Raw genomic sequence first — 25,979 nt, forward strand, 5'->3', positions numbered from 1 at the left:
TGATGGACCCGATGTGTTCGTGGTGCTGGGGTTTTGCGCCCGTGGCCCAGGCCCTGGCAGAGCAGGCCCAGGCTGCCGGTGTCGAGCTGCATCTGGTGGTGGGCGGCTTGCGCACCGGGAGCGGCTCGGCGCTGGAACCCAACACCCGGCGCTACATTCTTGAGCACTGGCAGGCGGTGCAGCAGGCTACAGGCCAGCCGTTCACCTTCGAAGGCGCCTTGCCCGATGGCTTTGTCTACGACACCGAGCCGGCTTGCCGGGCGATCGTCACCGCCCGGAGCCTGGCCCCGGACTGCGCCTGGAGGCTGCTGGGGCTGATCCAGCGGGCGTTCTATGTCGAAGGCCGTGATGTCACCCTGGCCAGTGTGCTGGTCGAGCTGGCGGAGCAGGCCGGGGTTCCGCGGATCGAGTTCGCCGAAGCCTTCGACCGGGCCGAGCAGCACGCGGCCACGGCGGCGGACTTCACCTGGGTCCAGGACCTGGGAATCGCCGGATTTCCTACCTTGCTGGCAGAGCGCAACGGCCAGTTGGCGCTGCTGACCAATGGCTATCAGCCGCTGAGCGAGTTGTCGCCGTTGCTTGGCCGCTGGCTGGAGCGCGCCGCCTGTGCCTGAGCCGGTCGAATCCAGCATCCCCGGCAAAACCGTCGATCGTCTGAGCTGGGGTGAGATCCGCCGTCTGGCCCTGCACCACCGGAAGTCGCTGTGGATCGCCAACGGCGTGGCCGTGCTGGCAACGCTGTGCAGTGTGCCGATTCCGCTGTTGCTGCCATTGCTGGTGGACGAGGTGCTGCTGGGGCATGGCGACGCGGCGCTGCAAGTGATGAACCGCCTGCTGCCGGGCGGCTGGCAGAGCGCGGCGGGCTACATCGGCCTGATGCTGCTGGCGACCTTGATCCTGCGTTGCTCCGCCCTGGTGTTCAACGTGGTCCAGGCTCGGCTGTTTGCCGGGCTGGCCAAGGACATCGTCTACCGGATCCGGGTGCGCCTGATCGAGCGGCTCAAGCGTATTTCCCTGGGGGAATACGAAAGCCTGGGGGGCGGCACGGTGACCACCCACCTGGTCACCGATCTGGACACCGTGGACAAGTTCGTCGGGGAAACCCTGAGCCGGTTCCTGGTGGCCATGCTGACCCTGGTGGGCACGGCGGGCATCCTGATGTGGATGCACTGGAAGCTGGCGCTGCTGATCCTGCTGTTCAACCCGCTGGTGATCTTTGCCACGGTGCAACTGGGCAAGCGGGTCAAGCACCTGAAAAAACTGGAAAACGACAGCACCTCGCGGTTCACCCAGGCGCTGACCGAGACGCTGGAGGCGATTCAGGAAATTCGAGCCGGCAACCGTCAGGGCTACTTTCTCGGTCGCCTGGGGCGGCGTGCCGAAGAGGTGCGCGATTATGCCGTGGCCTCGCAGTGGAAGAGCGATGCCTCGGGCCGGGCCAGCGGCCTGCTGTTTCAGTTCGGCATCGATATCTTCCGCGCCGCCGCGATGCTCACGGTGCTGTTCTCCGACCTGTCCATCGGCCAGATGCTGGCGGTGTTCAGCTACCTGTGGTTCATGATCGGCCCGGTGGAGCAGTTGCTGAACCTGCAATACGCCTACTACGCCGCCGGCGGGGCCCTGACCCGGATCAACGAGTTGCTGGCGCGGGCCGACGAGCCGCAGTACAGCGGTGGTACGGATCCGTTCCTGGGCTGCGAAACCGTGGGCATCGAGGTCCGCGGCCTGAGCTTCGGTTACGGCGATGAACGGGTGCTGGACAACCTGAACCTGTCCATTGCGCCTGGCGAAAAGGTGGCCATCGTCGGCGCCAGTGGCGGTGGCAAGAGCACCCTGGTGCAGCTGCTGCTGGGGTTGTACACGCCGCAGACCGGAGTGATCCGTTTTGGTGGTGCGACCCAGCAGGAAATCGGCCTGGAAACCGTGCGCGATAACGTCGCCGTGGTGCTGCAGCATCCTGCGCTGTTCAACGACACCATTCGCGCCAACCTGACCATGGGGCGCGAGCGCAGTGACAGCGCCTGCTGGCAGGCTCTGGAAATTGCCCAGTTGGACGCCACCGTCAGGGCTCTGCCGCAGGGACTGGACAGCGTGGTCGGACGCTCCGGGGTGCGTTTGTCCGGTGGCCAGCGCCAGCGCCTGGCCATTGCACGGATGGTCCTGGCCGAGCCCAAGGTGGTGATCCTGGACGAGGCCACCTCAGCCCTGGATGCCGCCACCGAATACAACCTGCATCAGGCCTTGACGCGCTTTCTGCGTGGGCGGACTACGCTGATCATTGCTCATCGCCTGTCGGCGGTAAAACAGGCAGACCGGGTTTTGGTGTTCGATGGCGGGCAGATTGCCGAAGATGGCGACCATCAGCAGCTTATTGCCGATGGCGGCCTTTATGCCAAGCTTTACGGGCATCTGCAGCAGGTTCGATAGTCTTGAGTTTTATCCGGCTTTCTGTGCTTAGTGCTTGAATTTCCTGGTGGAATAACCGTTTCAGCGTGAGGCAGCGGCCGTTTCCTCCTGCTGGTCAGATCCGCTTGCAGCTCGCCTTGCGTCGGATCTGAGGAAATTGGCCTAATCTGTGCTGGCTGGGGCGGGACTACTGGGTGTTCATTTGGCAGTGCGCGAGCAAGGACCCTCATGAAGCAAAAGCGGACTTTCGCAACGCCGCGGTTGTTGGGCATCGTCTGGCCCTTTATCGCCGTGGTGTTATTCCAAGCCTTGTTGGGTGGCCTCAGCCTCTATGTCCTGTCGGCAGTGCGTGGTTACGTGGCTGGCGAAAGCCTGTGGTCCAAAGGGCAGAAGGACGCCATCTACTACCTCAATCTGTACGCCGAGAGCCGCGACGAAGGCACCTTTCTCAAATACCAGAACGCCATAGCCGTGCCTCAGGGCGGGCATGAGCTGCGGGTGGCCCTGGATCGCCAGCCGCCGGATCTGGAGGCGGCGCGGCTGGGGATCCTCAAGGGCGGCAATCACCCGGATGACGTCCCCAGTCTGATCTGGCTGTATCTCAACTTCCGTCATTTCAGCTATCTAGAAAAGGCCATCGATTTGTGGACGGTGGGTGACGGCTACCTGCTGCAGCTCGATACGGTGGCCCGAGAGATGCACCAGGGGATCGGCAGCAACAGCGCCAGCGAAGCCGACGTCAAGCGCTGGAAGGGTCAGATCTTTGCCATCAACGATGGGGTGACGCCGGCGGCCAAGGCCTTCAGCGACGCCCTGGGAGAGGGCTCGCGGGTGATCTTGCGCCTGTTGCTGGTGACCAACCTGGCCACGGCGTTGGTCCTGATTGCCCTGGCGTTGCTGCGCACCCACAAGCTGCTGGCCCAGCGCCATGCCTTTGCCGACGCCTTGCAACTGGAGAAGGAGCGCGCGCAGATTACCCTGCAATCGATTGGCGATGGGGTAATCACCACGGATGTCGAGGGCGCCATTGCCTATATGAACCCGGCCGCGGAAGAGTTGACCCGCTGGAAGGCCGAGCAGGCGGTGGGATTGCCCCTGGCCGCGCTGTTCAATCTGCTGGATGAGAACGCCCAGACCGATGGGTTCACCCTGATCGAGCACATTCTCAGCGGCCAGCTCAGCGGTGGCAGCGAACATTCCAAGCTGATCCAGCGCCTGGATGGCAGCACGGTCTCGGTGACCCTGGTGGGGGCGCCAATCCGCAATGCCGGCAAGGTCAGTGGCACGGTGCTGGTGCTGCATGACATGACCCAGGAGCGGCAGTACATCGCCAATCTGTCCTGGCAGGCGACCCACGATGCACTGACCGGGCTGGCCAACCGCCGCGAGTTCGAGTTCCGCCTGGAGCAGGCCCTGCACAACCTGATCCGCCAGCCGGCCCGGCACGCGTTGATGTTCCTGGATCTGGACCAGTTCAAGCTGGTCAACGACACCTGTGGTCATGCCGCCGGAGACGAGTTGCTGCGACATATTTGTGCGCTGCTGCAGTCGGGGCTGCGCGAAGGTGACACCCTGGCGCGGCTGGGGGGCGACGAGTTCGGGATTCTCCTGGAAAACTGCTCGCCGGAGGCGGCGGAAAAGATTGCCGAAGGGCTGCGTCAGACGGTGCAGAATCTGCACTTTGTCTGGAAGGGCCGGCCGTTCGTCACCACGGTGAGTATCGGTCTGGTGCACATCGCCCAGACCCCGACCACCCTTGAGGCGTCATTGCGGGCGGCGGATATGGCCTGCTACATGGCCAAGGAAAAAGGACGCAACCGGGTCCAGGTCTACCATGCCGACGATTCGGAGCTTTCCCTGCGATTCGGCGAGATGGCCTGGGTCCAGCGCCTGCACATGGCTCTCGAGGAGAACCGTTTCTGCCTCTATTCCCAGGAAATCACGGCCTTGGGTCATGCCGAGCGTGAGGGTGGGCATGTCGAGATTCTCCTGCGTCTGCACGACGAGGCGGGCAGGATGATCCTGCCGGACAGCTTTATCCCGGCGGCGGAGCGCTACGGCCTGATGACCTCTCTGGATCGCTGGGTGGTGCAGAACGTGTTCAAGGTCATTGCCCAGTGCATTGCCGAGGGGCGTGAAGGGCCCATGGCCATGTGCGCGATCAACTTGTCGGGGATCACCATTGGCGACGACGAATTTCTCGACTTCCTGAGGGAGCAGTTCATCGTCTACGGCGTACCGCCGCAGATGATCTGTTTTGAAATTACTGAAACCAGTGCGATTGCCAATTTGGGCAGTGCGATCCGTTTTATAAATGAACTCAAGGGCTTGGGCTGTCATTTTTCCCTGGACGACTTTTGTGCGGGAATGTCGTCGTTCGCTTATCTCAAACATTTGCCTGTAGACTTCCTCAAGATCGATGGAAGTTTCGTAAAGGATATGCTGGACGACCCGATTAACCGCGCCATGGTCGAAGTGATCAACCACATCGGGCATGTCATGGGTAAGCGCACGATTGCCGAGTTTGTTGAAACACCGCAGATCGAGCAGGCCTTGCTTGAGATCGGCGTGGATTATGCTCAAGGCTACATTGTTGAACGCCCGCAATTGTTTACCTGTGACAGCCTGCAGTGTCGACCCGTGCGACCACGGCCCTTGTTGTTCAAGGCGCCCGGCACCTTCCGTTGAAACCTCTTTTGGGTCCGCACATCACAATCAAAAGGAGTCCGACAGTGATCGACACATTCAACCGAACCGGCCCGCTCATGGAAGCTGCCAGCTACCCCGCCTGGACCCAGCAATTGATCCAGGACTGCAGCGAGAGCAAGCGCCGTGTGGTGGAGCATGAGCTGTACCAGCGCATGCGCGACAACAAGCTCAGCGCCAAAGTCATGCGCCAGTACCTGATCGGCGGCTGGCCGGTGGTTGAGCAGTTTGCCCTGTACATGGCGCAGAACCTGACCAAGACCCGTTTTGCCCGCCACCCCGGCGAGGACATGGCGCGCCGCTGGCTGATGCGCAACATTCGTGTCGAACTCAATCATGCCGATTACTGGGTGCACTGGAGTCGGGCCCACGGTGTGACCCTGGAGGACTTGCAGGCCCAGCAAGTGCCACCGGAACTGCATGCCCTGAGTCATTGGTGCTGGCACACCAGCTCTGCGGATTCGCTGATCGTGGCTATTGCGGCCACCAATTACGCCATCGAAGGGGCGACGGGCGAATGGTCGGCCCTGGTTTGCTCCAGTGGTGTCTACGCTGCCGCGTTCCCGGAAGAGGAGCGCAAGCGCGCCATGAAGTGGCTGAAGATGCATGCCCAGTACGATGATGCTCATCCCTGGGAAGCGTTGGAGATCATTGTCACCCTGGCGGGCCTGAATCCGAGCAAGGCGCTGCAAGCCGAGCTGCGGCAGGCGATCTGCAAAAGCTATGACTACATGTTCCTGTTTCTGGAACGTTGCATGCAGCAGGAAAAGACCACGGTAACCCGCGAGCGTCTCGCGCTGGTCGAGGGGTAAGGCAGGAGGGGGCGGGCAGCTCGCTGGTCGCGGGCGCGGGGCGCTTGTGACGATGGCGTTGCCCGCCACTGCTTGTGAGGTGTGGGCCGGCGTCTAGCCGGCCATCGCCAGGCGATTGCGGCCCTCGCGCTTGGCCACGTATAGCGCGCTGTCGGCGCGACGCAACAGGCTCTCGGCGGACTCTCCCGGCAGCAGGGTCGAGCAGCCCAGACTCACCGTCAGTTCGATTGAGTGGTCATCGGCTCGATACTCCTGCGCTTGCGCGGCATGTCGCAGCCGTTCTCCCACCATTGCTGCGGCTTCGCGTCCAGTGTTGGAAAGCAGGATCAGGAACTCCTCCCCGCCAAAGCGAAACACCATGTCCACATTGCGCAACTGCGCCTTGATCGAGGCCGCCACGGCTTTGAGCACTTCGTCGCCGGTACTGTGGCCGTAGCTGTCGTTGATCCGCTTGAAGTGATCGATATCCAGCATCAGCAATGACAGTGGTAGCTGGTGGCGGCGAGCCATCTCGATTTCCCGTTGCAGGGTCTGGTCCATGGCGATGCGGTTGCCGGTGTCGGTCAGCGGATCGCGCAGTGCACTGCGGGTGGCGGCGCGATACAGCAGGGCGTTGCGCATGGGGTACAGCAGGGTGGACAGCAACGACTCCAGGCTGCCCTGTTCGCTGTCGCTGAAACGCTGGTTGCGCCGGAACACCAGTTCGCCCATGGGCTCGCCTTCATGGCTCAGGCTGTAGCTGATGGAGTGGTGCCCGCGCTGGCCAAATTCCAGGCGCAGATCACTGGGGGCGTGCTCATAGCGCAGGGCATCAAGGGGGACCAGTCTTTGCGCTTCGCGAAAGAACAGGCCGAGGATGCGTTGTGGCTCAAGGCTGGTCTGCAGTTGCAGGCTCAGTTGCTGGCGCAATTGTCCGAGGCTGATGGGGTGCTTGACCGGCGGTGTCTGTTGGCCAAAACCCAGGCGTTGCAATTTCGCGCTATCGAAGTCAATTGCGTTGGTCTGGGAAGGTGTTTTCATCTGAGCTTGAGCCCCCTGAGCACTGTGTACGCTGTTACTGCCTGGGTGAGAGCGGCTCGGAGCTGCGCGTCATACTGTTCCTTCAGTCCCGTAGGACAATTGCGCGCATTTTATGCCGCTCGCCATTGGCTAGAAAGCCCTTGGCGCAAGCCGGTTACCACAGTGTTGATGCACTGTGCGTTGAGTGTTCTTAGAGCGAAACTCGTGCCATTCGGTTCATCTGAATAAAACTCGTTTTAATTCAAATGGTTGGTGATTGTTTCGGAAGGCATGTCGCCTCAAGCGACACTTGTTTGGCTTGAGAACCCCCGAGAACCGGGAGCGGTAGAGGCATCGCGCCAGTATTCTGGCGCGACGAACGGGAGGGGTTACTGCGCGTCGAAAGCCTGGCCGTTGATCCCGGCGCTGTCCGGGCCCATGAGGTACAGGTAGACCGGCATGATCTCTTCCGGTGTCGGGTTGTTGCTCGGGTTTTCCCCGGGGTAGGCCTGGGCCCGCATGCTGGTGCGGGTGGCGCCGGGGTTGATGCTGTTGGCGCGAACCGGGGCCACGGTATCCAGCTCATCGGCCAGGGTTTGCATCAGGCCCTCGGTGGCGAACTTGGACACGCCGTAAGCCCCCCAATAGGCCCGCCCCTTGCGTCCGACGCTGCTGGAGGTGAAGACCACCGAGGCATCCTGGGACAGCTTGAGCAAGGGCAGCAGGGTGCTGGTCAGCATGAACATCGCGTTGACGTTGACTTGCATCACCCGCATGAAGTTTTCCCCCGACAACTGCTCCAGCGGTGTGCGCGGGCCAATGATCGAGGCGTTGTGCAGCAGGCCGTCGAGATGGCCGAACTCGGTCTCGATCATCGCCGCCAGCTCGTCGTATTGGTGTGGCAGGGCGGTTTCCAGGTTGAACGGGATCACCGCAGGCTGAGGGTGGCCCGCGGCTTCGATGGCGTCGTAGACCTCGGTCAAGTTGGCTTCGGTCTTGCCCAGCAACAGTACCGTGGCACCGTGGGTAGCGAAGGTCTTGGCGGCGGCGGCGCCGATGCCGCGGCCGGCGCCGGTGACCAGGATGACCCGATCCTTGAGCAGTTCGGGGCGAGCGGAGTAATCAAACATAAAGGGCCTCAACAGAAAATGGAGCGTTCCCGGCGCTTAGCCGGGAATGCCGCTGCTCAGCAGCTGCACAATGCGTTATCCAGAACCTGGCGCAGTTCCAGCGGGTGATTGATCACCACATCGGCGCCCCAGTGCCGGGGGTTATCGTCCGGATGGATGTAGCCATAGGTCACTGCGGCAGTCTTGGTGCCGGCGTCGCGGCCGGACTCGATGTCTCGCAGGTCGTCGCCGACGAACAGGACGCTGGCAGGGTCCAGGTCGAGCATCTTGCACGCCAGGATCAGCGGCTCCGGATCGGGCTTGCTGTTCTTGACGTGGTCAGGGCAGATCAGCAGCGCCGAGCGCTCGGCCAGTCCCAGTTGCTGCATGATCGGTTCGGCGAAGCGCAGCGGCTTGTTGGTGACCACGCCCCAGATCAGATTGGCTTTTTCGATATCGGCCAGCAGCTCGGCCATGCCGTCGAAGAGCCGGCTGTGCACGGCGCAATGCGCGAGGTAGCGCTCGAGGAACTCCAGGCGCAGTTCTTCGAAGCCCGGGGATTCCGGATCCATGGAGAAGGTCACGGCCACCATGGCCTTGGCGCCGCCGGAGACTTCGTCGCGAATGTGCTGATCGTTGATCGGTGGCAAGCCGCGATCATGGCGCATGCCCTGGCAGACCGCGATGAAGTCCGGCGCAGTATCGAGCAGGGTGCCATCCATATCGAAAAGAACGGCTCTGATAGCCATGTCTCACTCCTCTCGCAGGGTCTGGATCATGTAGTTGACGTCAACGTCCGCCGCCAGCTTGTAGTGCTTGGTCAGCGGGTTGTAGGTCAGGCCAATGATGTCCTTGACGGTCAGGCCGGCGGAGCGGCTCCAGGCGCCAAGCTCCGAGGGGCGGATGAATTTCTTGAAATCGTGAGTGCCGCGGGGCAGCAGCTTCATGATGTATTCCGCACCGATGATGGCGAACAGGTAGGCCTTGGGGTTGCGGTTGATGGTCGAGAAGAACACCTGGCCGCCGGGCTTGACCATGCGGAAGCAGGCACGGATGACCGATGAAGGATCGGGAACGTGTTCGAGCATCTCCAGGCAGGTGACCACGTCGAATTGCTCGGGCATTTCCTCGGCCAGGGCTTCGGCGGTGATCTGCCGGTACTCGACGTTGACGCCGGATTCCAGCTGGTGCAGTTGCGCCACGGCAAGGGGGGCCTCGCCCATGTCGATGCCGGTCACGGTGGCGCCACGTTGGGCCATGGCTTCGCTGAGGATGCCGCCGCCACAGCCGACGTCGAGGACTTTCTTGCCCGCCAGGCCGACCCGCTCATCGATCCAGTTGACCCGCAGCGGGTTGATGTCGTGCAGGGGCTTGAATTCGCTTTCGCGGTCCCACCAGCGATGGGCCAGGGCTTCGAATTTGGCGATTTCAGCGTGGTCGACGTTGCTCATGGGTGGTGCTCCAAAGCTAATGAATGCTGTGTTGGGCCTCGAGCATCCGCTCAAGGCCCGGGTTATTGGGTGTGGCCGCCGATGCGCTGGCCCCAGCTGCGGGCGGTGGCGCCAAGCTGTTGTTCATCGAGGCGGGTCAGGCGCCGGTCCTCCAGCAGTTGCTTGCCGGCGACCCACAGGTGCCTGACGCAGTCCCGGCCGGTGGCGTAGATCAGTTGCGACACCGGGTCGTAAATCGGTTGCTGGGCCAGTCCGGACAGGTCGAAGGCCACCAGGTCTGCGGCCTTGCCGATTTCCAGGGAGCCGACTTCGCTCTCCAGGCCCATGGCCCTGGCGCCGTTGAGGGTGGCCATGCGCAGCGCGCGATGGGCGTCCAGGGCGGTTGCCGATCCGGCCACGGCCTTGGCCAGCAGGGCCGCGGTGCGAGTCTCCCCCAGCAGATCCAGATCGTTGTTGCTGGCCGCGCCATCGGTGCCCAGCGCAACATTGACACCGGCCTGCCACAGACGCTCCACCGGGCAGAAGCCGCTGGCCAGTTTCAGGTTGGACTCCGGGCAATGAATGATGCTGGTGTTGGTTTCTACCAGTAAAGCCAGGTCGTCATCGCTGATTTGGGTCATGTGAACGGCCTGGAAGCGCGGTCCCAGCAGTCCGAGGCGAGCCAGGCGCGCCAGCGGCCGCTCACCGCGCTGCTCCAGGGATTGCTGCACCTCGAATGCGGTTTCATGCACGTGCATGTGGATCGAAGCGTCGAGCTCTTCGGCGATCACCCGAATCTTTTCCAGGTTTTCGTCGCCCACGGTGTAGGGGGCGTGGGGGCCGAAGGTGATCTTGATCCGTGGGTGATGCTTGAGGTCGCCAAACAGTTCCACTCCCTGACGAATGGCTTCGTCGGCGTCGTGGGCGCCGGGGATGGGGAAGTCCAGGATCGGCATGGCGATCTGTGCACGAATGCCGCTGTTGTGCACCCGTTCACTGGCAACCTTTGGGAAGAAGTACATGTCAGAGAAACAGGTGATACCGCCTTTGATCTGTTCGGCGATGGCCAGGTCGGTGCCGTCACGGACGAAGGCTTCATCCACCCACTTGGCTTCGGCGGGCCAGATGTGCTTCTCCAGCCAGGTCATCAGTGGCAGGTCGTCGGCCAGGCCACGGAACAGGGTCATGGCCGCGTGCCCATGGGCGTTGATCAGACCGGGGCTGAGCAGCATGCCGGGCAGCTCGCGGATTTCGCTGGCGCGGCACTTCAGGGCTTCGCTGCGTGGCCCGATGAAGTGGATGCGGCCGTCGCGGATGCCCAGCCCGTGGTCCTTGAGCACGACCCCGGCCGGCTCCACCGGTACCAACCAGGTCGGCAACAGCAGCAGGTCGAGCGCAATGTCACGGTTTGGCATCGAATATCGGTCCAGGGCTTCATATAAAGGATGGCGAAGTATACCCGAGCGTCCTGGCGGGGTGATCGCTATAATCGGCCGCTTTTGTTCATGAGTACGGGGTGAGGGATGCGCGATCGTCTGTTGGCTGCGGAGAAGGTCAAGGCCATTGAATGGCGAGATAGCACTCTGTACCTGCTCGATCAGCGGAAATTGCCCCGCGAGCAAGTCTGGGTTGCATGCGACAGTGTGGCCGGGGTGGTTGAGGCGATTCGCTCGATGGTGGTGCGCGGTGCGCCGGCCATTGGCATCTGCGCGGCCTATGGCGTGGTCCTGGCGGTGGGCGCGCGCCTTGCCGCGGGCGGTGACTGGCTGGCAGCCCTGGAAGAGGATTTCAACCTGCTGGCGGACTCGCGCCCAACCGGTGGTCATTTGCTCTGGACCCTGAATCGCATGCGCGAGCGCCTGGATCGGGTCAAGGATCAGGCCAGTCCACTGGCGGCCCTGGAAGCCGAGGCACTGGCGATCCACGAAAGCGATCGGGAGGCCAATCTGACCATGGCCCAATTGGGCGTGGAGCTGATTCGCCGGCATCAGGGCAATCCCCAGGTCCTATTGACTCACTGCAACACCGGCGCCTTGGGCTCCGGCGGTTTCGGCACTGCGCTGGGGGTGATCCGTGCGGCGTGGCTGGAAGGCATGGTCGAGCGGGTCTATGTCGATGAAACGCGGCCCTGGCTGCAAGGCTCGCGCTTGACCGCCTGGGAGCTGGCCCATGAGGGGATTGCGTGCACCATCAATGCCGACTCCGCGGCCGCGCACATCATGAAGACCAAGGGGGTGACCTGGGTGGTGGTCGGCGCTGATCGGATCTGCGCCAATGGTGATGTGGCGAGCAAGATCGGCACTTATCAACTGGCGGTCAATGCCATGCACCATGGCGTGCGCTTCATGGTGGTGGCCTCCAGTTCGAGCATTGATATGACCCTGGTCAGTGGCGAGGATGTTCCTCTGGAAGAGCGCGAAGGCAGTGAGCTGCTGGATGTCGGCGGGCAACCGCTGGGTGCCTTGGTGGAAGTCTTCAATCCGGTATTCGATGTGACCCCGGCGGACCTGATCGATGCCATCGTCACCGAGAAGGGCGTTGTCGAGCGTCCGGACGCCGCCAAGATGGCGCAATTGATGTGTCGCAAGCGCTTGCATTGACCGTGGTCCGCGGAAATGGTCGGTGGCGACTTCCCTGGGCGGCTGTCCAGTCAGCAAAAACCGGTCAAATGCGTACGAATTTGTCCTCTGAGGCTCTCTCGTCTCTTATCAGGCTGTCACCGGTCAACTAACTATGCTCCATGCGCGTCTGGGGGATAGGTGCGTGGCGGCGATTGTGATAACATCCGGCGGTTTCCAAGGTGGTCCGATGCGGCCGCCTTCACTGCGCAAATCCATGGCATAACTTGTTGATTTGTCGTAAGTCGGTGCATGGCACTAGGCCTGCAGCGGCGAGCTTCGTTCGTCCCATATGGATGTGACGAAGTTTCACCAGAAAAAGGAATCAGGCTTCTCATGGGCGAACTGGCCAAAGAAATCCTCCCGGTCAATATCGAAGACGAGCTGAAACAGTCCTATCTCGACTACGCGATGAGCGTAATCGTCGGGCGGGCACTGCCTGATGCGCGCGATGGCTTGAAGCCCGTGCACCGGCGTGTGCTCTACGCGATGAGCGAGCTCGGTAACGACTGGAACAAGCCGTACAAGAAATCTGCCCGTGTTGTCGGTGACGTGATCGGTAAGTATCACCCGCATGGTGATACCGCGGTGTACGACACCATCGTTCGTATGGCCCAGCCATTCTCCCTGCGCTACCTGCTGGTAGACGGCCAGGGTAACTTCGGTTCGGTCGACGGCGACAACGCGGCGGCCATGCGATACACCGAAGTGCGCATGACCAAGCTGGCGCACGAGCTGTTGGCCGACCTGCACAAGGAAACCGTGGACTGGGTGCCGAACTACGACGGCACCGAGATGATCCCGGCGGTGATGCCGACCAAGATCCCCAACCTGCTAGTCAACGGTTCCAGCGGTATCGCCGTGGGCATGGCGACCAATATTCCGCCGCACAACCTCGGTGAAGTCATCGACGGTTGCTTGGCGCTGATCGACAACCCCGAGCTGAGCGTTGACGATCTGATGCAATACATCCCCGGTCCGGACTTTCCGACCGCGGCGATCATCAACGGTCGTGAAGGCATCATCGAGGCCTATCGTACTGGCCGTGGCCGCATCTACATGCGTGCCCGCTCGATCATCGAAGACATCGACAAGGTCGGTGGCCGCCAGCAGATCGTCATCACCGAGCTGCCTTACCAGCTGAACAAGGCTCGCCTGATCGAGAAGATCGCCGAGCTGGTGAAAGAGAAGAAGCTCGAAGGCATCACCGAGCTGCGCGATGAGTCCGACAAGGACGGTATGCGCGTAGTGATCGAGCTGCGTCGCGGCGAAGTGCCTGAGGTGATCCTCAACAACCTCTACGCCCAAACCCAGCTGCAGGCAGTGTTCGGCATCAACATCGTGGCGCTGATCGACGGTCGTCCGCGGATCCTCAACCTCAAGGACCTGCTGGAAGCCTTCGTTCGTCACCGTCGCGAAGTCGTGACCCGCCGCACCGTGTTCGAACTGCGCAAGGCCCGTGAGCGTGGCCATATCCTTGAAGGCCAGGCCGTTGCCCTGTCCAACATCGACCCGGTCATTGCCCTGATCAAGGCCTCGCCAACACCGTCGGAAGCCAAGGAAGCGCTGATCAGCACGCCGTGGGAGTCCAGCGCGGTCATGACCATGGTCGAGCGCGCCGGCGCCGATTCCTGCCGTCCGGAAAACCTTGATCCGCAGTACGGTCTGCGCGATGGCAAGTACTTCCTGTCCCCGGAGCAGGCGCAAGCCATCCTGGAGCTGCGTCTGCACCGCCTGACCGGCCTCGAGCACGAGAAACTGCTGGCCGAGTATCAGGAGATCCTCAACCAGATCGGCGAGCTGATCCGCATCCTCAACAGCGCTACGCGCTTGATGGAAGTGATCCGCGAAGAGCTGGAAGTGATCCGTGCCGAATACGGCGATGCCCGTCGCACCGAGATCCTTGATGCCCGTCTCGACCTGACCTTGGGCGACATGATTCCGGAAGAAGAGCGCGTGGTGACCATCTCCCACGGCGGCTATGCCAAGACCCAGCCGCTGGCTGCGTATCAGGCTCAGCGTCGCGGCGGTAAGGGCAAGTCGGCTACCGGCGTCAAGGATGAGGACTACATCGCTCACCTGCTGGTTGCCAACAGCCACACCACGCTGCTGCTGTTCTCCAGCAAGGGCAAGGTGTACTGGCTCAAGACTTACGAGATTCCCGAAGCATCCCGCGCCGCTCGCGGCCGTCCATTGGTGAACCTGCTGCCGCTGGACGATGGCGAATACATCACCACCATGCTGCCGGTCGAGGAATACACCGAAGGTCACTACATCTTCATGGCCACCGCCAACGGCACCGTGAAGAAGACCCCGCTGGAATCCTTCAGCCGTCAGCGCAGCGTCGGTCTGATCGCCCTGGAGCTGGACGAAGGCGATGTGCTGATCAGTGCCGCTATCACGGATGGCGAGCGCGAAGTGATGCTGTTCTCCGACGGTGGCAAGGTGACTCGCTTCAAGGAGTCCGACGTGCGTGCCATGGGCCGTACCGCCCGCGGTGTGCGCGGCATGCGTCTGGTCGAAGGCCAGAAACTGATCTCCATGCTGATCCCGGAAGAAGGCAGCCAGATTCTCACCGCTTCCGAGCGTGGTTTTGGCAAGCGCACGGCCATCAGCGAGTTCCCCGAGTACAAGCGTGGCGGACAGGGCGTTATCGCCATGGTCAGCAACGAGCGTAACGGTCGCCTGGTTGGTGCGGTGCAGGTGCTGGACGGTGAGGAAATCATGCTGATTTCCGATCAGGGCACCCTGGTTCGTACTCGGGTCGACGAAGTGTCGAGCCTGGGCCGTAACACTCAGGGCGTGACCCTGATCAAGCTGGCCAACGATGAAACCCTGGTGGGCCTGGAGCGTGTGCAGGAGCCATCGGAGATCGAGGGCGAAGAGTACGAAGGTGAAGAGGGCGCTGAAATCGAGGGCACCGTGCTGGATGCGGCAGCCGAGCCGGATGATGCAACCGATAGCCAACAGGCAGACGCCGCAGGCGAAGAAGAGTCGCAAGACTAAATAAATCGTAGCAGGGCAGAGTGTTTGCTCTGTCCGCTACCGTGAATGCATAGCGAGAGTGGATGTGAGCAAACGAGCCTATAACTTCTGCGCAGGTCCCGCTGCGCTACCTGAAGCTGTCCTGTTGCGTGCCCAGGCCGAATTGCTGGATTGGCATGGCAAGGGCCTCTCGGTCATGGAGATGAGTCATCGCAGCGATGAATTCGTCTCCATTGCCACCAAGGCCGAGCAGGATCTGCGTGATCTGCTGAATATCCCCTCGAACTATAAAGTGCTGTTTCTGCAAGGCGGCGCCAGCCAGCAATTTGCCCAGATTCCACTGAACCTGCTGCCAGAAGGCGGCAAGGCTGACTACATCGACACCGGTATCTGGTCGCAGAAAGCCATCGAAGAGGCTTCCCGCTACGGTCAGGTCAATGTCGCGGCCACTGCCAAGCCTTACGACTACTTTGCGATTCCCGGCCAGAACGAATGGCAGCTGTCGAAAGACGCCGCCTACGTGCACTACGCGCCGAACGAAACCATCGGCGGCCTGGAGTTCAATTGGATCCCGCAAACCGGCGATGTTCCCCTGGTGGCCGACATGTCTTCCGACATCCTCTCGCGCCCTGTGGATATCTCCCGTTTCGGCATGATCTACGCCGGCGCGCAGAAGAACATCGGTCCTAGCGGCATCCTGGTGAACATCGTTCGCGAAGACCTGCTGGGGCGTGCCCGTTCCCTGTGCCCGACCATGCTCGACTACAAGGTCGCTGCGGATAACGGCTCGATGTACAACACGCCGCCGACCCTGGCCTGGTACCTGTCCGGCCTGGTGTTCGAATGGCTGAAGGAGCAGGGCGGGGTGGAAGCCATCGCCAAGCTCAACGAGGTCAAGCAGCGCACCCTGTATGACTTCATCGATGCCAGCGGCCTGTACAGCAACCCGATCAACAAGTCCGACCGCTCGTGGATGAACGTGCCGTTCCGCCTGGCCGACGATCGCCTGGACAAGCCGTTCCTGGCTGGCGCCGAGGCCCGCGGCCTGCTCAACCTCAAGGGCCATCGCTCGGTGGGCGGCATGCGCGCCTCCATCTACAACGCCGTGGACATCAACGCGGTCAATGCGCTGGTGGCTTACATGGCAGAGTTCGAGAAGGAACACGGCTGATGTCTGAGCAAGAACTCAAGGCCCTGCGCCTGCGCATCGATGCTCTGGACGAGAAGGTCCTGGAGTTGATCAGTGAGCGTGCGCGGTGTGCCCAGGAAGTTGCCCGGGTGAAGATGGCTTCCCTGGCAGAAGGCGAAGTGCCGGTGTTCTATCGTCCCGAGCGTGAAGCTCAGGTGCTCAAGCGGGTGATGGAGCGCAACCAGGGGCCGCTGGGCAATGAAGAGATGGCGCGTTTGTTTCGCGAAATCATGTCTTCGTGCCTGGCCTTGGAGCAGCCGCTGAAAGTGGCTTACCTCGGCCCTGAAGGTACCTTCACCCAGGCGGCGGCCATGAAGCACTTCGGTCATGCCGTGATCAGCAAGCCGATGGCGGCGATCGACGAAGTGTTCCGCGAAGTGGCGGCCGGTGCGGTGAACTTCGGTGTGGTACCCGTGGAAAACTCCACCGAGGGCGCGGTCAACCATACCCTCGACAGCTTCCTCGAACACGACATGGTGATCTGCGGCGAAGTCGAGCTGCGTATCCACCACCATCTGCTGGTGGGCGAGAACACCAAGACCGACAGCATCAGTCGTATCTACTCCCATGCCCAGTCCCTGGCCCAGTGCCGCAAGTGGCTGGACGCCCATTATCCGAATGTCGAGCGCGTGGCGGTGTCCAGCAACGCTGAGGCGGCCAAGCGGGTCAAGGGCGAATGGAACTCGGCGGCCATTGCCGGCGACATGGCTGCGGGTCTGTATGGGCTGACGCGCCTGGCAGAGAAGATCGAGGATCGTCCGGACAACTCCACGCGCTTCCTGATGATCGGTAATCAGGAAGTGCCGCCGACCGGCGACGACAAGACTTCGATCATTGTCTCCATGAGCAACAAGCCTGGGGCCCTGCACGAGTTGTTGGTGCCGTTCCACGACAACGGTATCGACCTAACGCGCATCGAGACCCGACCCTCGCGCAGTGGCAAATGGACCTATGTGTTCTTCATCGACTTCGTTGGCCACCACCGTGATCCGTTGATCAAGGATGTGCTGGAGAAGATCAGTCAGGAAGCAGTGGCACTCAAGGTGCTGGGTTCCTACCCGAAAGCGGTTCTCTGAGGCTTTAACAATGAGTGGCGACTTCCTCGCACTGGCACAACCAGGCGTGCAACAACTTTCGCCTTACGTTCCGGGCAAGCCCGTGGACGAACTGGCCCGTGAGCTGGACATCGATCCGGCCACAATCGTCAAGCTGGCGAGTAATGAAAACCCGCTGGGCGCCAGCCCCAAGGCGCTGGCGGCGATTCGTGACGAGCTGGCGGAATTGACCCGTTATCCCGATGGCAACGGCTTTGCCCTCAAATCCCTGCTGGCCGAACGCTGCGGCGTGGATATCCAGCAGGTCACTCTGGGCAACGGCTCCAACGACATCCTTGAGCTGGTGGCGCGGGCCTACCTGGCGCCAGGACTGAATGCGGTGTTCAGCGAGCATGCCTTTGCCGTCTATCCCATCGTGACCCAGGCGGTGGGAGCCGCGGCGCGTGTGGTTCCGGCCAGGAATTGGGGGCATGACTTGCCGGCCATGCTCAAGGCCATTGATGAGCAGACCCGTGTGGTGTTCATTGCCAACCCGAACAACCCGACCGGTACCTGGTTCAGTGCCGAAGAACTGGATGAGTTTCTGCAGGACGTCCCGGCTCATGTGCTGGTGGTACTGGACGAAGCCTATATCGAGTACGCCGAAGGCAGCGATCTGCCGGACGGCCTGGACTTCCTGGCGGCCTACCCGAACCTGCTGGTATCGCGGACCTTCTCCAAGGCCTACGGCCTGGCGGCCCTGCGGGTTGGTTATGGTCTCTCGACCCCGGTGGTGGCGGATGTGCTGAACCGAGTCCGTCAGCCGTTCAACGTCAACAGCCTGGCCCTGGCGGCGGCTTGTGCCGCGTTGCAGGATGGGGATTACCTGGCTGAGAGCCGTCGTTTGAATGAGGCGGGCATGCAGCAGCTGGAGGCCGGATTCGGTGATCTGGGCTTGAGCTGGATTGCGTCCAAGGGCAACTTCATTGCCGTGGATGTGGGGCGCGAGGCTGCCCCCGTGTTTCAGGGCTTGTTGCGTGAAGGGGTGATTGTGCGTCCGGTGGCTAACTACGGGATGCCTAACCATTTGCGCGTCACCATCGGCTTGCCGGCGGAAAACACACGTTTCCTTGAGGCTTTGGCCAAGGTTCTGGCTCGTGGTTGATGTCATTCCAACGCAATCTGCTGTGCCTATGATCGGTCGCCTGGTGGTGATCGGTCTGGGATTGATTGGCGGCTCTTTCGCTAAGGGGTTGCGCGAAAGTGGCGTGTGCCGCGAAGTGGTCGGTGTCGATCTGGACCCGCAGTCCCGCCAGTTGGCGGTTGAGCTGGGGGTTGTGGATCGCTGTGAAGAGGATCTGGCTCTGGCTTGCCAGGGGGCCGATGTGATTCAGCTGGCCGTGCCGATCCTGGCCATGGAAAAGCTTCTGGCGCTGCTGGCCAGGATGGATCTGGGGCAGGCGGTGCTGACGGATGTCGGCAGTGCCAAGGGTAATGTGGTGCGCGCGGCACAAGAGGCGTTTGCTGGCATGCCGGCGCGCTTCGTCCCCGGGCATCCGATTGCCGGCTCCGAGCAGAGCGGTGTCGAAGCCTCCAATGCCCAGCTGTTCCGTCGCCATAAAGTGATCCTGACGCCTCTGGAGCAAACCGATCCGGATGCGTTGGATCTGGTCGACAGGCTTTGGCGTGAACTGGGGGCTGATGTTGAACACATGCAGGTCGAGCGCCATGACGAGGTCCTGGCGGCCACCAGTCACTTGCCGCACTTGCTGGCATTCGGCCTGGTGGATTCGCTGGCTAAGCGCAGTGAAAATCTCGACATCTTCCGTTACGCTGCGGGCGGGTTCCGCGATTTCACGAGAATCGCCGGCAGCGACCCGGTCATGTGGCACGACATCTTCCTCGCCAATCGCGAAGCGGTTCTGCGCACACTCGATACATTTCGCAACGACCTCGACGCCCTGCGCGATGCGGTCGATGCAGGGGACGGGCATCAGTTGTTGGGCGTATTCACTCGCGCCCGGGTTGCCCGCGAGCATTTCGGTAAAATCCTGGCCCGCCGGGCCTATGTGGACGCTATGAACTCCAACGATCTGATTTTCCTGGCAAATCCTGGTGGCCGCCTGTCTGGGCGGATTCGTGTACCGGGCGACAAGTCGATTTCCCACCGTTCGATCATGCTCGGCTCCCTGGCTGAAGGCACCACTGAAGTCGAGGGTTTCCTCGAGGGTGAAGATGCCTTGGCCACGTTGCAGGCATTTCGCGATATGGGGGTGGTCATCGAGGGGCCGCACCATGGGCGTGTGACCATCCATGGTGTGGGGTTGCATGGCTTGAAGCCGGCACCGGGCCCGATCTACCTGGGCAACTCCGGTACTTCGATGCGTCTGCTCTCCGGTTTGCTGGCTGCGCAGAGCTTCGACAGCACTCTGACGGGGGATCCTTCTCTGTCCAAGCGCCCAATGAACCGCGTGGCCAATCCGCTGCGGGAAATGGGGGCGGTGATCGAGACGGCGGCCGAAGGGCGTCCACCGATGGTGATTCGCGGTGGCCACAAGCTCAAGGGGCTGACCTATACCTTGCCGATGGCCAGTGCCCAGGTTAAGTCGTGCCTGCTGTTGGCCGGTTTGTACGCCGATGGGAAGACCACCGTCACCGAGCCTGCGCCAACTCGCGATCACACCGAGCGCATGCTGCGAGGCTTCGGTTACTCGGTGAATGTCGACGGTGCAACCGCTTCGGTTGAATCCGGCGGCAAGCTCAAGGCGACTCATATTGAAGTGCCGGCAGATATCTCCTCTGCAGCGTTCTTCCTGGTCGCGGCGTCGATCGCCGAAGGTTCGGAACTGGTGCTTGAGCACGTGGGTATCAACCCGACCCGTACTGGCGTAATTGATATCCTGCGGCTGATGGGTGCTGATATTCGTCTGGAGAACCAGCGCGAAGTCGGCGGTGAGCCTGTTGCGGATCTGCATGTGCGCGCAGCCAAACTCAAGGGGATCGAGATTCCCGAGGAATTGGTACCGCTGGCAATCGATGAATTCCCTGTGTTGTTCGTGGCGGCGGCCTGCGCTGAAGGACGCACTGTGCTGCGCGGCGCGGAAGAGCTGCGGGTCAAGGAATCCGACCGCATCCAGGTCATGGCTGACGGCTTGTTGACCTTGGGGGTCAAGTGCGAGCCGACTCCGGACGGCATCATCATTGATGGTGGGCAGATCGGCGGGGGCGAAGTGCACGGTCACGGCGATCACCGTATTGCCATGGCCTTCAGTGTTGCCTCGTTGCGGGCCAATGCGCCGATTCGTATTCACGACTGCGCGAACGTCGCGACTTCGTTCCCGAATTTTCTCGCGCTGTGCGCGCAGGTTGGGATTCGGGTTGCACAAGAGGCTCAGTCGTGAATATCAAGGCGCCTGTAATCACCATCGACGGGCCCAGCGGTTCCGGCAAGGGCACCATTGCCGGCAAGTTGGCCAAGCATTTGGGGTGGTGCTTGCTGGATTCCGGCGCTTTGTACCGGTTGCTGGCGTTCGCGGCACGTAATCATGGGGTCGACCTGACCAACGAAGAGTCGCTTAAGTTGCTGGCGGCGCATCTTGATGTGCAGTTTCTCGGCGCCACCGAAAATCATCCGCAGAGGATCATTCTCGAGGGCGATGATGTAACTGATGATCTGCGTAATGAGCAGGTTGGTGCCTGGGCTTCTCAGGTCGCGGCGCTGCCGGCCGTACGTGATGCCTTGTTGCAGCGTCAGCGAGCTTTCCAGGAGCCGCCGGGGCTGGTTGCGGATGGTCGCGATATGGGGACAGTGGTGTTTCCGGATGCGCCGTTAAAAATTTTCCTCACTGCCAGCGCCGAGGAGCGTGCTCGTCGACGTTACTTGCAGTTGAAGGGGAAAGTCGATGGTGTTAGTCTGTCGAGTCTGCTAGATGAGATTCGTGCGCGCGATGAGCGCGATACCCAGCGAGCGGTGGCCCCGCTCAAGCCGGCGGCCGACGCCATACAGCTGGATTCTACGGAGTTGTCCATCGATCAGGTGTTGCAACGCATTCTGAGCGAGATCGCCATTCGCGATATCGCCGGGTGAACAAGGAAGATCGCGGGGGACCAGTCATAGTCCTGCGATCTTTCTTTTATATGAACGTAACCCACATTGTCTGGGATGTGGCAGATGGGCGTATTCTTCGCCCTTATCAACAGGAATTAAAATGAGCGAAAGCTTTGCGGAACTCTTTGAAGAAAGCCTAAAAACCCTGAACCTTCAGGCAGGCTCCATCATCACCGGTGTTATCGTCGACATCGACTACCAAGCGCGTTGGGTAACCGTTCACGCTGGTCTGAAGTCTGAAGCACTGATCCCGCTTGAGCAGTTCTACAACGATGCTGGCGAACTGTCCATCAATGTTGGTGATGAAGTTCACGTTGCTCTGGATTCGGTTGAAGACGGTTTCGGTGAAACCAAGCTCTCCCGTGAAAAAGCCAAGCGCGCTGAATGCTGGATCGTTCTGGAAGCAGCCTTCGCAGCCGAAGAAGTGGTCAAGGGCGTTATCAACGGTAAGGTTAAAGGCGGCTTCACTGTCGACGTTAACGGCATCCGTGCGTTCCTGCCAGGTTCTCTGGTTGACGTCCGTCCTGTGCGCGATACCACGCACCTGGAAGGCAAAGAGCTCGAGTTTAAAGTCATCAAACTCGATCAGAAGCGCAACAATGTTGTCGTTTCCCGTCGTAGCGTCCTCGAAGCCGAGAACTCCGCTGAGCGTGAAGCTCTGCTGGAATCCCTGCAGGAAGGTCAGCAAGTCAAAGGTATCGTCAAGAACCTCACCGACTACGGCGCATTCGTTGATCTGGGCGGCGTCGATGGCCTGCTGCACATCACCGACATGGCTTGGAAGCGCATCAAGCATCCATCCGAGATCGTCAACGTTGGTGACGAGATCGATGTCAAGGTTCTGAAGTACGATCGCGAGCGCAATCGTGTTTCCTTGGGTCTGAAGCAACTGGGCGAAGATCCATGGGTCGCTATCAAGGCTCGTTACCCAGAAAGCACCCGCGTTACCGCGCGTGTAACCAACCTGACCGACTACGGCTGCTTCGCTGAGCTGGAAGAGGGTGTTGAAGGTCTGGTGCACGTTTCGGAAATGGACTGGACCAACAAGAACATCCATCCTTCGAAAGTCGTACAAGTTGGCGACGAAGTGGAAGTTATGGTTCTGGACATCGACGAAGAGCGTCGTCGTATCTCCCTCGGCATCAAACAGTGCAAGTCCAACCCATGGGAAGACTTCTCTGGCCAATTCAACAAGGGCGATAAAATCTCCGGCACCATCAAGTCGATCACCGATTTCGGTATCTTCATTGGTCTGGACGGCGGCATCGACGGTCTGGTTCACCTGTCCGACATTTCCTGGAACGAAGTGGGCGAAGAAGCCGTACGTCGCTTCAAGAAGGGCGACGAGCTGGACACCGTTATCCTGTCGGTTGACCCAGAGCGCGAGCGTATCTCCCTGGGTATCAAGCAACTGGAAAGCGATCCGTTCTCCGAGTACGTTCAAGAGAACGACAAAGGCGCAATCGTTAAGGGTGTTGTAAAAGAAGTTGACGCCAAAGGCGCCATCATCACCCTGGCTAACGATATCGAAGCTACTCTGAAAGCCTCCGAAATCAGCCGCGACCGCATCGAAGATGCGCGTAACGTTCTGAAAGAAGGCGAAGAAGTTGAAGCCAAGATCATCAGCGTTGACCGTAAGAGCCGTGTAATCCAGCTCTCGATCAAGTCGAAAGACGTTGAAGACGAGAAAGAAGCTATCCAGAGCCTGCGCGACAAGCCAGCTGCTTCGGATATCGCTGCTGGTCCTACCACTCTGGGCGACCTGCTGCGTGCACAGATGGAAAAACAGAACTAAGTTCTGTTTGACCATAAAAAGGGCGACTTCGGTCGCCCTTTTTTTGTGCGTGAGATTTGAGGTGAAAAGAGTGGCGAAACCAATGTTAGCAATGGGTTGTCTCTTTCTTAGTGGCTGACTCCTTTGGGTCTCAGCTTTTAGTCTAACGGTGTGTTGCCCGGGCGGCGCTGGCTGTCCTAAGGAAGAGCATGATCAAGCTGAGTGTTGTTGTTTTTCTTCTTCTCCTGGTCGGGTGTGTGACCAATGTAAAGACTCATGCAGTTCGTGGGGGCAGTGGTATAGAGGTTGACTGTTCAGGATTGGGGGTGGGCTGGGGCAAGTGTTACGAGCGTGCTGAGCTTGAGTGTAGGGCTGATGGATACAAGGTCATCACCAAGTCCAGCGACTCCAAGGATGAGGAGGGGGATTACCCTTTTGGTTGGAATCCGGCGGGTCATCTGACTCGAACGATGTTAGTCGTGTGTCGATAGGTAGATATCGTATTTTGGCTGCTGCTTCTTTTATAGGCTGCTGAGTTTGTATCTGCTTTGCGCATGGGCTGTTCAAAACCTTCTGGGCGTGCTAAAACCTTTTGAGCACTGACCTAGCTGCTTGAAAAAGAAGGGAAAAATATGACGAAGTCGGAGTTGATCGAACGAATTGTCACCCATCAAGGGCTGCTGTCATCCAAGGATGTCGAGTTGGCCATCAAGACAATGCTTGAGCAAATGTCTCAGTGTTTGGCTACAGGTGATCGGATTGAAATTCGTGGGTTTGGTAGCTTTTCGCTTCACTATCGGGCTCCTCGGGTAGGTCGGAATCCAAAAACGGGTCAATCAGTTAGTTTGGATGGAAAATTCGTTCCACACTTCAAGCCCGGTAAGGAACTTCGAGATCGTGTGAATGAAGAGGATGAGTAATGATTGAACAGGTGCCTGGTTTGGATTTGTGAGTTTTTCGTATTTCAATGTTTTTAATGAGCTTTTTCTGTTTGAAACTTCTGTTTGTTTTAAGCGTTAGTGTTTTTGGCGCATTTTTGTTGGAATGAGTGTGTCGTTTTTTGTTTTTATGTTTTTTGCTGTGTATATGTTTTGTTTTTTGGGGGGTAAATGTAATTTCGAGGGCTTGTGTTTAGGGTCATTAATCAATAGTTTTTGTATGTGGGCCGCTTTTGGGAAATGGTGTGGTTCATGCTGATTAGATTGGCTGTGCTGCGGATCAGATTTAGGTTGTGACAGATTTTGCTGTTGTTATGCATTATTCTTGTTGAAATTTATATGTGTACAGAATTTTCTATTAAGTATCTTGATTTTTTTAAATTTATAAGTGGGGGCGGGATCTGCATAGTGAAATGAGTTTGGGAGGTAATTGCATCTTTTGTTGGTTTTGAATCAAGGTTTCTAGTCAATGATGGGAGTTGCCTATTAATGGCTGTGCTGGCGAACAATGTATTGGGTAGTACTTTTTTTGGTGAGCACAGTTACGTGCTTTTTTGCTGTTTTTTGGGGGTAGCGTTTTTTATCATTTTGAATTTTTTAAAAAGATTTGATTTTTGGAAGTTTTTGTAGTCCTAGATTTTGGCTTTTGTCTCGCTGTTAAACAGCGTTGTCGAGAAGGATATTGTATTTTATTTCTTTATGAGGCGCGGGTTGCCTAATATTTTATTCAAAGGGAGCGGTTTGCCAGTTGTCGCGTTCTCATTCGGTTTGGGGCTTAAACATAAATGGTGATTTGGTGGTTGATGTCGGTGGTATTTGGTGCTTCGTTGTTTTTAACATGGGGGTTGCGGCGTTACGCATTAACTCGCAGCTTGCTGGATATTCCCAATCATCGTAGTTCCCATTCTTTTCCTACTCCAAGAGGAGGAGGGGTAGCAATTGTCTTGAGTTTTCTTGCGGCAGCCCCTTTCCTGTCATTTTTTGCTGATTTGTCTTGGTCATTTATCTGGACTCTATGGGGCGCAGGTGGGCTTATAGCTGTGGTTGGTTTTCTGGATGATCATGGGCATATAGCTGCACGTTGGCGACTAGTCGCGCATTTCTCTGCCGCTATTTGGGCAATGTTCTGGATGCGTGGTCTGCCAGCTTTACAGTTATTAGGAGTCGATTTCGATCTGTCTTGGGTTGGTCATCTTTTAGCCGTTTTCTATCTGGTCTGGATGCTTAATTTATATAATTTCATGGATGGTATTGATGGAATAGCCAGTGTTCAGGCGGTAACTACATGCCTTGGCGCATGTCTTATCTATTGGCTGGCTGGTGATACATCTTTGATCTGGTCACCGTTATTATTGGTTATGGCCGTTTTGGGCTTTTTGTATTGGAATTTTCCTCCTGCGCGTATCTTCATGGGGGATGCGGGTAGTGGTTTTCTTGGTCTTGTGCTGGGGATTTTATCAATACAGGCGGCGTGGGTTTCGCCGCGCTTCCTCTGGGTGTGGGTGATTCTTCTCGGTGTATTTATTGTTGATGCGACCTTTACACTGATGCGTAGATTATTACGTGGCGATAAAGTTTATGAAGCGCATCGTAGTCATGCTTATCAGTTTGCGTCGCGTCAGTTTGGTAGGCATTTGCCTGTGACCTTAGCGGTCATGGTAATCAATATTTTTTGGTTGTTGCCGATAGCCATATGGGTGGGGCTCTTCGATCTGGATGGTACTATAGGCACGGTATTGGCATATGCGCCGTTGGTTTTCCTTGCTGCTAGGTTTAATGCTGGCAAGCTTGAGAAAACCGCCTGATAGTGGTCAATATCATGGGCTGCCAAAGAAAGCTCCCCATTGGCGCTAAAACTGATATTCAGGAAA

At 59.2% G+C, this 25,979-nt stretch carries 20 protein-coding genes; 15 read left to right on the forward strand and 5 right to left on the reverse strand.

Annotated features, from left to right (window positions below; all coding sequences use genetic code 11):
* Positions 1 to 11: 11 nt before the first annotated feature.
* The 4 genes from ACMGG8_RS13020 to ACMGG8_RS13035 all read left to right on the forward strand — a co-directional run bounded on the left by ACMGG8_RS13020 (position 12) and on the right by ACMGG8_RS13035 (position 5,924).
* Entirely contained in the window at positions 12 to 614 is a 603-nt protein-coding gene (locus tag ACMGG8_RS13020; RefSeq protein ID WP_173655954.1) for a DsbA family protein, read from the forward strand.
* Positions 615 to 630: 16 nt separating this feature from the next.
* On the forward strand, positions 631 to 2,427 hold the full coding sequence (locus ACMGG8_RS13025) for an ABC transporter ATP-binding protein (protein ID WP_173664442.1): 1,797 nt from the start codon (positions 631 to 633) through the stop codon (positions 2,425 to 2,427).
* A gap of 207 nt (positions 2,428 to 2,634) precedes the next feature.
* Positions 2,635 to 5,094: an EAL domain-containing protein gene (locus tag ACMGG8_RS13030; RefSeq protein WP_414159675.1), complete on the forward strand. Its 2,460-nt coding sequence runs from the start codon at positions 2,635 to 2,637 to the stop codon at positions 5,092 to 5,094.
* A 77-nt stretch (positions 5,095 to 5,171) separates the two neighbouring features.
* Positions 5,172 to 5,924, forward strand: coding sequence for a TenA family transcriptional regulator (locus tag ACMGG8_RS13035; protein ID WP_375136276.1), 753 nt, complete (start codon positions 5,172 to 5,174; stop codon positions 5,922 to 5,924).
* 93 nt (positions 5,925 to 6,017) lie between these two features.
* Here ACMGG8_RS13035 and ACMGG8_RS13040 read toward each other — a convergent pair whose 3' ends face one another.
* The 5 genes from ACMGG8_RS13040 to ACMGG8_RS13060 all read right to left on the reverse strand — a co-directional run bounded on the left by ACMGG8_RS13040 (position 6,018) and on the right by ACMGG8_RS13060 (position 10,877).
* Entirely contained in the window at positions 6,018 to 6,944 is a 927-nt protein-coding gene (locus ACMGG8_RS13040; RefSeq protein ID WP_060840456.1) for a GGDEF domain-containing protein, read from the reverse strand.
* 368 nt (positions 6,945 to 7,312) lie between these two features.
* A complete protein-coding gene (locus ACMGG8_RS13045; RefSeq protein ID WP_414159676.1) occupies positions 7,313 to 8,053 on the reverse strand; it encodes a YciK family oxidoreductase in 741 nt (246 codons plus the stop codon).
* Between the two features lie 56 nt (positions 8,054 to 8,109).
* The gene (gene mupP / locus ACMGG8_RS13050) at positions 8,110 to 8,781 is read right to left on the reverse strand and encodes an N-acetylmuramic acid 6-phosphate phosphatase MupP (RefSeq protein ID WP_060840454.1); all 672 of its coding nucleotides are present in this window, start codon (positions 8,779 to 8,781) and stop codon (positions 8,110 to 8,112) included.
* A 3-nt stretch (positions 8,782 to 8,784) separates the two neighbouring features.
* Entirely contained in the window at positions 8,785 to 9,483 is a 699-nt protein-coding gene (ubiG, locus tag ACMGG8_RS13055; RefSeq protein ID WP_016964097.1) for a bifunctional 2-polyprenyl-6-hydroxyphenol methylase/3-demethylubiquinol 3-O-methyltransferase UbiG, read from the reverse strand.
* A 62-nt stretch (positions 9,484 to 9,545) separates the two neighbouring features.
* Positions 9,546 to 10,877 carry a TRZ/ATZ family hydrolase gene (locus tag ACMGG8_RS13060; RefSeq protein ID WP_414159677.1) on the reverse strand — a complete coding sequence of 444 codons (1,332 nt, stop codon included), beginning with the start codon at positions 10,875 to 10,877 and terminating at the stop codon, positions 9,546 to 9,548.
* A 108-nt stretch (positions 10,878 to 10,985) separates the two neighbouring features.
* On the opposite strand from ACMGG8_RS13060, the gene mtnA reads away from it, so the two are divergent.
* The 11 genes from mtnA to ACMGG8_RS13115 all read left to right on the forward strand — a co-directional run bounded on the left by mtnA (position 10,986) and on the right by ACMGG8_RS13115 (position 25,913).
* A complete protein-coding gene (gene mtnA / locus ACMGG8_RS13065) occupies positions 10,986 to 12,062 on the forward strand; it encodes an S-methyl-5-thioribose-1-phosphate isomerase (protein WP_060840452.1) in 1,077 nt (358 codons plus the stop codon).
* A gap of 354 nt (positions 12,063 to 12,416) precedes the next feature.
* The gene (gyrA, locus tag ACMGG8_RS13070; RefSeq protein WP_414159678.1) at positions 12,417 to 15,086 is read left to right on the forward strand and encodes a DNA gyrase subunit A; all 2,670 of its coding nucleotides are present in this window, start codon (positions 12,417 to 12,419) and stop codon (positions 15,084 to 15,086) included.
* Positions 15,087 to 15,150: 64 nt separating this feature from the next.
* Positions 15,151 to 16,236 (forward strand): 3-phosphoserine/phosphohydroxythreonine transaminase, encoded by a 1,086-nt coding sequence (serC, locus tag ACMGG8_RS13075; protein ID WP_060845166.1) that lies wholly within the window; start codon positions 15,151 to 15,153, stop codon positions 16,234 to 16,236.
* Positions 16,236 to 17,330: a prephenate dehydratase gene (pheA, locus tag ACMGG8_RS13080; protein ID WP_016964092.1), complete on the forward strand. Its 1,095-nt coding sequence runs from the start codon at positions 16,236 to 16,238 to the stop codon at positions 17,328 to 17,330. Before serC ends, pheA begins: the two co-directional genes overlap by 1 nt.
* A 10-nt stretch (positions 17,331 to 17,340) precedes the next feature.
* A complete protein-coding gene (gene hisC / locus ACMGG8_RS13085; protein WP_414159679.1) occupies positions 17,341 to 18,453 on the forward strand; it encodes a histidinol-phosphate transaminase in 1,113 nt (370 codons plus the stop codon).
* A 28-nt stretch (positions 18,454 to 18,481) separates the two neighbouring features.
* Positions 18,482 to 20,689, forward strand: a complete 2,208-nt coding sequence (locus ACMGG8_RS13090; protein ID WP_016964090.1) for a bifunctional prephenate dehydrogenase/3-phosphoshikimate 1-carboxyvinyltransferase — start codon at positions 18,482 to 18,484, stop codon at positions 20,687 to 20,689.
* Positions 20,686 to 21,375 (forward strand): (d)CMP kinase, encoded by a 690-nt coding sequence (cmk, locus tag ACMGG8_RS13095; RefSeq protein WP_011062580.1) that lies wholly within the window; start codon positions 20,686 to 20,688, stop codon positions 21,373 to 21,375. The genes ACMGG8_RS13090 and cmk overlap by 4 nt, the downstream gene beginning before the upstream one ends.
* 121 nt (positions 21,376 to 21,496) lie before the next feature.
* Positions 21,497 to 23,191 carry a 30S ribosomal protein S1 gene (rpsA, locus tag ACMGG8_RS13100; RefSeq protein ID WP_007931318.1) on the forward strand — a complete coding sequence of 565 codons (1,695 nt, stop codon included), beginning with the start codon at positions 21,497 to 21,499 and terminating at the stop codon, positions 23,189 to 23,191.
* A gap of 188 nt (positions 23,192 to 23,379) precedes the next feature.
* Positions 23,380 to 23,661 carry a hypothetical protein gene (locus ACMGG8_RS13105; protein ID WP_414159680.1) on the forward strand — a complete coding sequence of 94 codons (282 nt, stop codon included), beginning with the start codon at positions 23,380 to 23,382 and terminating at the stop codon, positions 23,659 to 23,661.
* 141 nt (positions 23,662 to 23,802) lie between these two features.
* Positions 23,803 to 24,090 carry an integration host factor subunit beta gene (ihfB, locus tag ACMGG8_RS13110; RefSeq protein ID WP_017906414.1) on the forward strand — a complete coding sequence of 96 codons (288 nt, stop codon included), beginning with the start codon at positions 23,803 to 23,805 and terminating at the stop codon, positions 24,088 to 24,090.
* An 803-nt stretch (positions 24,091 to 24,893) separates the two neighbouring features.
* A complete protein-coding gene (locus ACMGG8_RS13115; protein ID WP_414159681.1) occupies positions 24,894 to 25,913 on the forward strand; it encodes an MraY family glycosyltransferase in 1,020 nt (339 codons plus the stop codon).
* Positions 25,914 to 25,979: the final 66 nt, after the last annotated feature.

It is taken from the genome of Pseudomonas sp. BNK-45, assembly GCF_047456255.1.
Lineage (GTDB): Bacteria > Pseudomonadota > Gammaproteobacteria > Pseudomonadales > Pseudomonadaceae > Aquipseudomonas.

What these genes read in the sequence shown, in the direction of transcription:
- ACMGG8_RS13020 (WP_173655954.1), top strand. Translation starts at nt 12, where the DNA reads ATGTGTTCGTGGTGCTGGGGTTTTGCGCCCGTGGCCCAGGCCCTGGCA.
- ACMGG8_RS13030 (WP_414159675.1), top strand. Translation starts at nt 2,635, where the DNA reads ATGAAGCAAAAGCGGACTTTCGCAACGCCGCGGTTGTTGGGCATCGTC.
- ACMGG8_RS13035 (WP_375136276.1), top strand. Translation starts at nt 5,172, where the DNA reads ATGGAAGCTGCCAGCTACCCCGCCTGGACCCAGCAATTGATCCAGGAC.
- ACMGG8_RS13040 (WP_060840456.1), bottom strand. Translation starts at nt 6,944, where the DNA reads ATGAAAACACCTTCCCAGACCAACGCAATTGACTTCGATAGCGCGAAA.
- ACMGG8_RS13045 (WP_414159676.1), bottom strand. Translation starts at nt 8,053, where the DNA reads ATGTTTGATTACTCCGCTCGCCCCGAACTGCTCAAGGATCGGGTCATC.
- mupP (WP_060840454.1), bottom strand. Translation starts at nt 8,781, where the DNA reads ATGGCTATCAGAGCCGTTCTTTTCGATATGGATGGCACCCTGCTCGAT.
- ubiG (WP_016964097.1), bottom strand. Translation starts at nt 9,483, where the DNA reads ATGAGCAACGTCGACCACGCTGAAATCGCCAAATTCGAAGCCCTGGCC.
- ACMGG8_RS13060 (WP_414159677.1), bottom strand. Translation starts at nt 10,877, where the DNA reads ATGCCAAACCGTGACATTGCGCTCGACCTGCTGCTGTTGCCGACCTGG.
- mtnA (WP_060840452.1), top strand. Translation starts at nt 10,986, where the DNA reads ATGCGCGATCGTCTGTTGGCTGCGGAGAAGGTCAAGGCCATTGAATGG.
- gyrA (WP_414159678.1), top strand. Translation starts at nt 12,417, where the DNA reads ATGGGCGAACTGGCCAAAGAAATCCTCCCGGTCAATATCGAAGACGAG.
- pheA (WP_016964092.1), top strand. Translation starts at nt 16,236, where the DNA reads ATGTCTGAGCAAGAACTCAAGGCCCTGCGCCTGCGCATCGATGCTCTG.
- hisC (WP_414159679.1), top strand. Translation starts at nt 17,341, where the DNA reads ATGAGTGGCGACTTCCTCGCACTGGCACAACCAGGCGTGCAACAACTT.
- ACMGG8_RS13090 (WP_016964090.1), top strand. Translation starts at nt 18,482, where the DNA reads ATGATCGGTCGCCTGGTGGTGATCGGTCTGGGATTGATTGGCGGCTCT.
- rpsA (WP_007931318.1), top strand. Translation starts at nt 21,497, where the DNA reads ATGAGCGAAAGCTTTGCGGAACTCTTTGAAGAAAGCCTAAAAACCCTG.
- ACMGG8_RS13105 (WP_414159680.1), top strand. Translation starts at nt 23,380, where the DNA reads ATGATCAAGCTGAGTGTTGTTGTTTTTCTTCTTCTCCTGGTCGGGTGT.
- ihfB (WP_017906414.1), top strand. Translation starts at nt 23,803, where the DNA reads ATGACGAAGTCGGAGTTGATCGAACGAATTGTCACCCATCAAGGGCTG.
- ACMGG8_RS13115 (WP_414159681.1), top strand. Translation starts at nt 24,894, where the DNA reads ATGGTGATTTGGTGGTTGATGTCGGTGGTATTTGGTGCTTCGTTGTTT.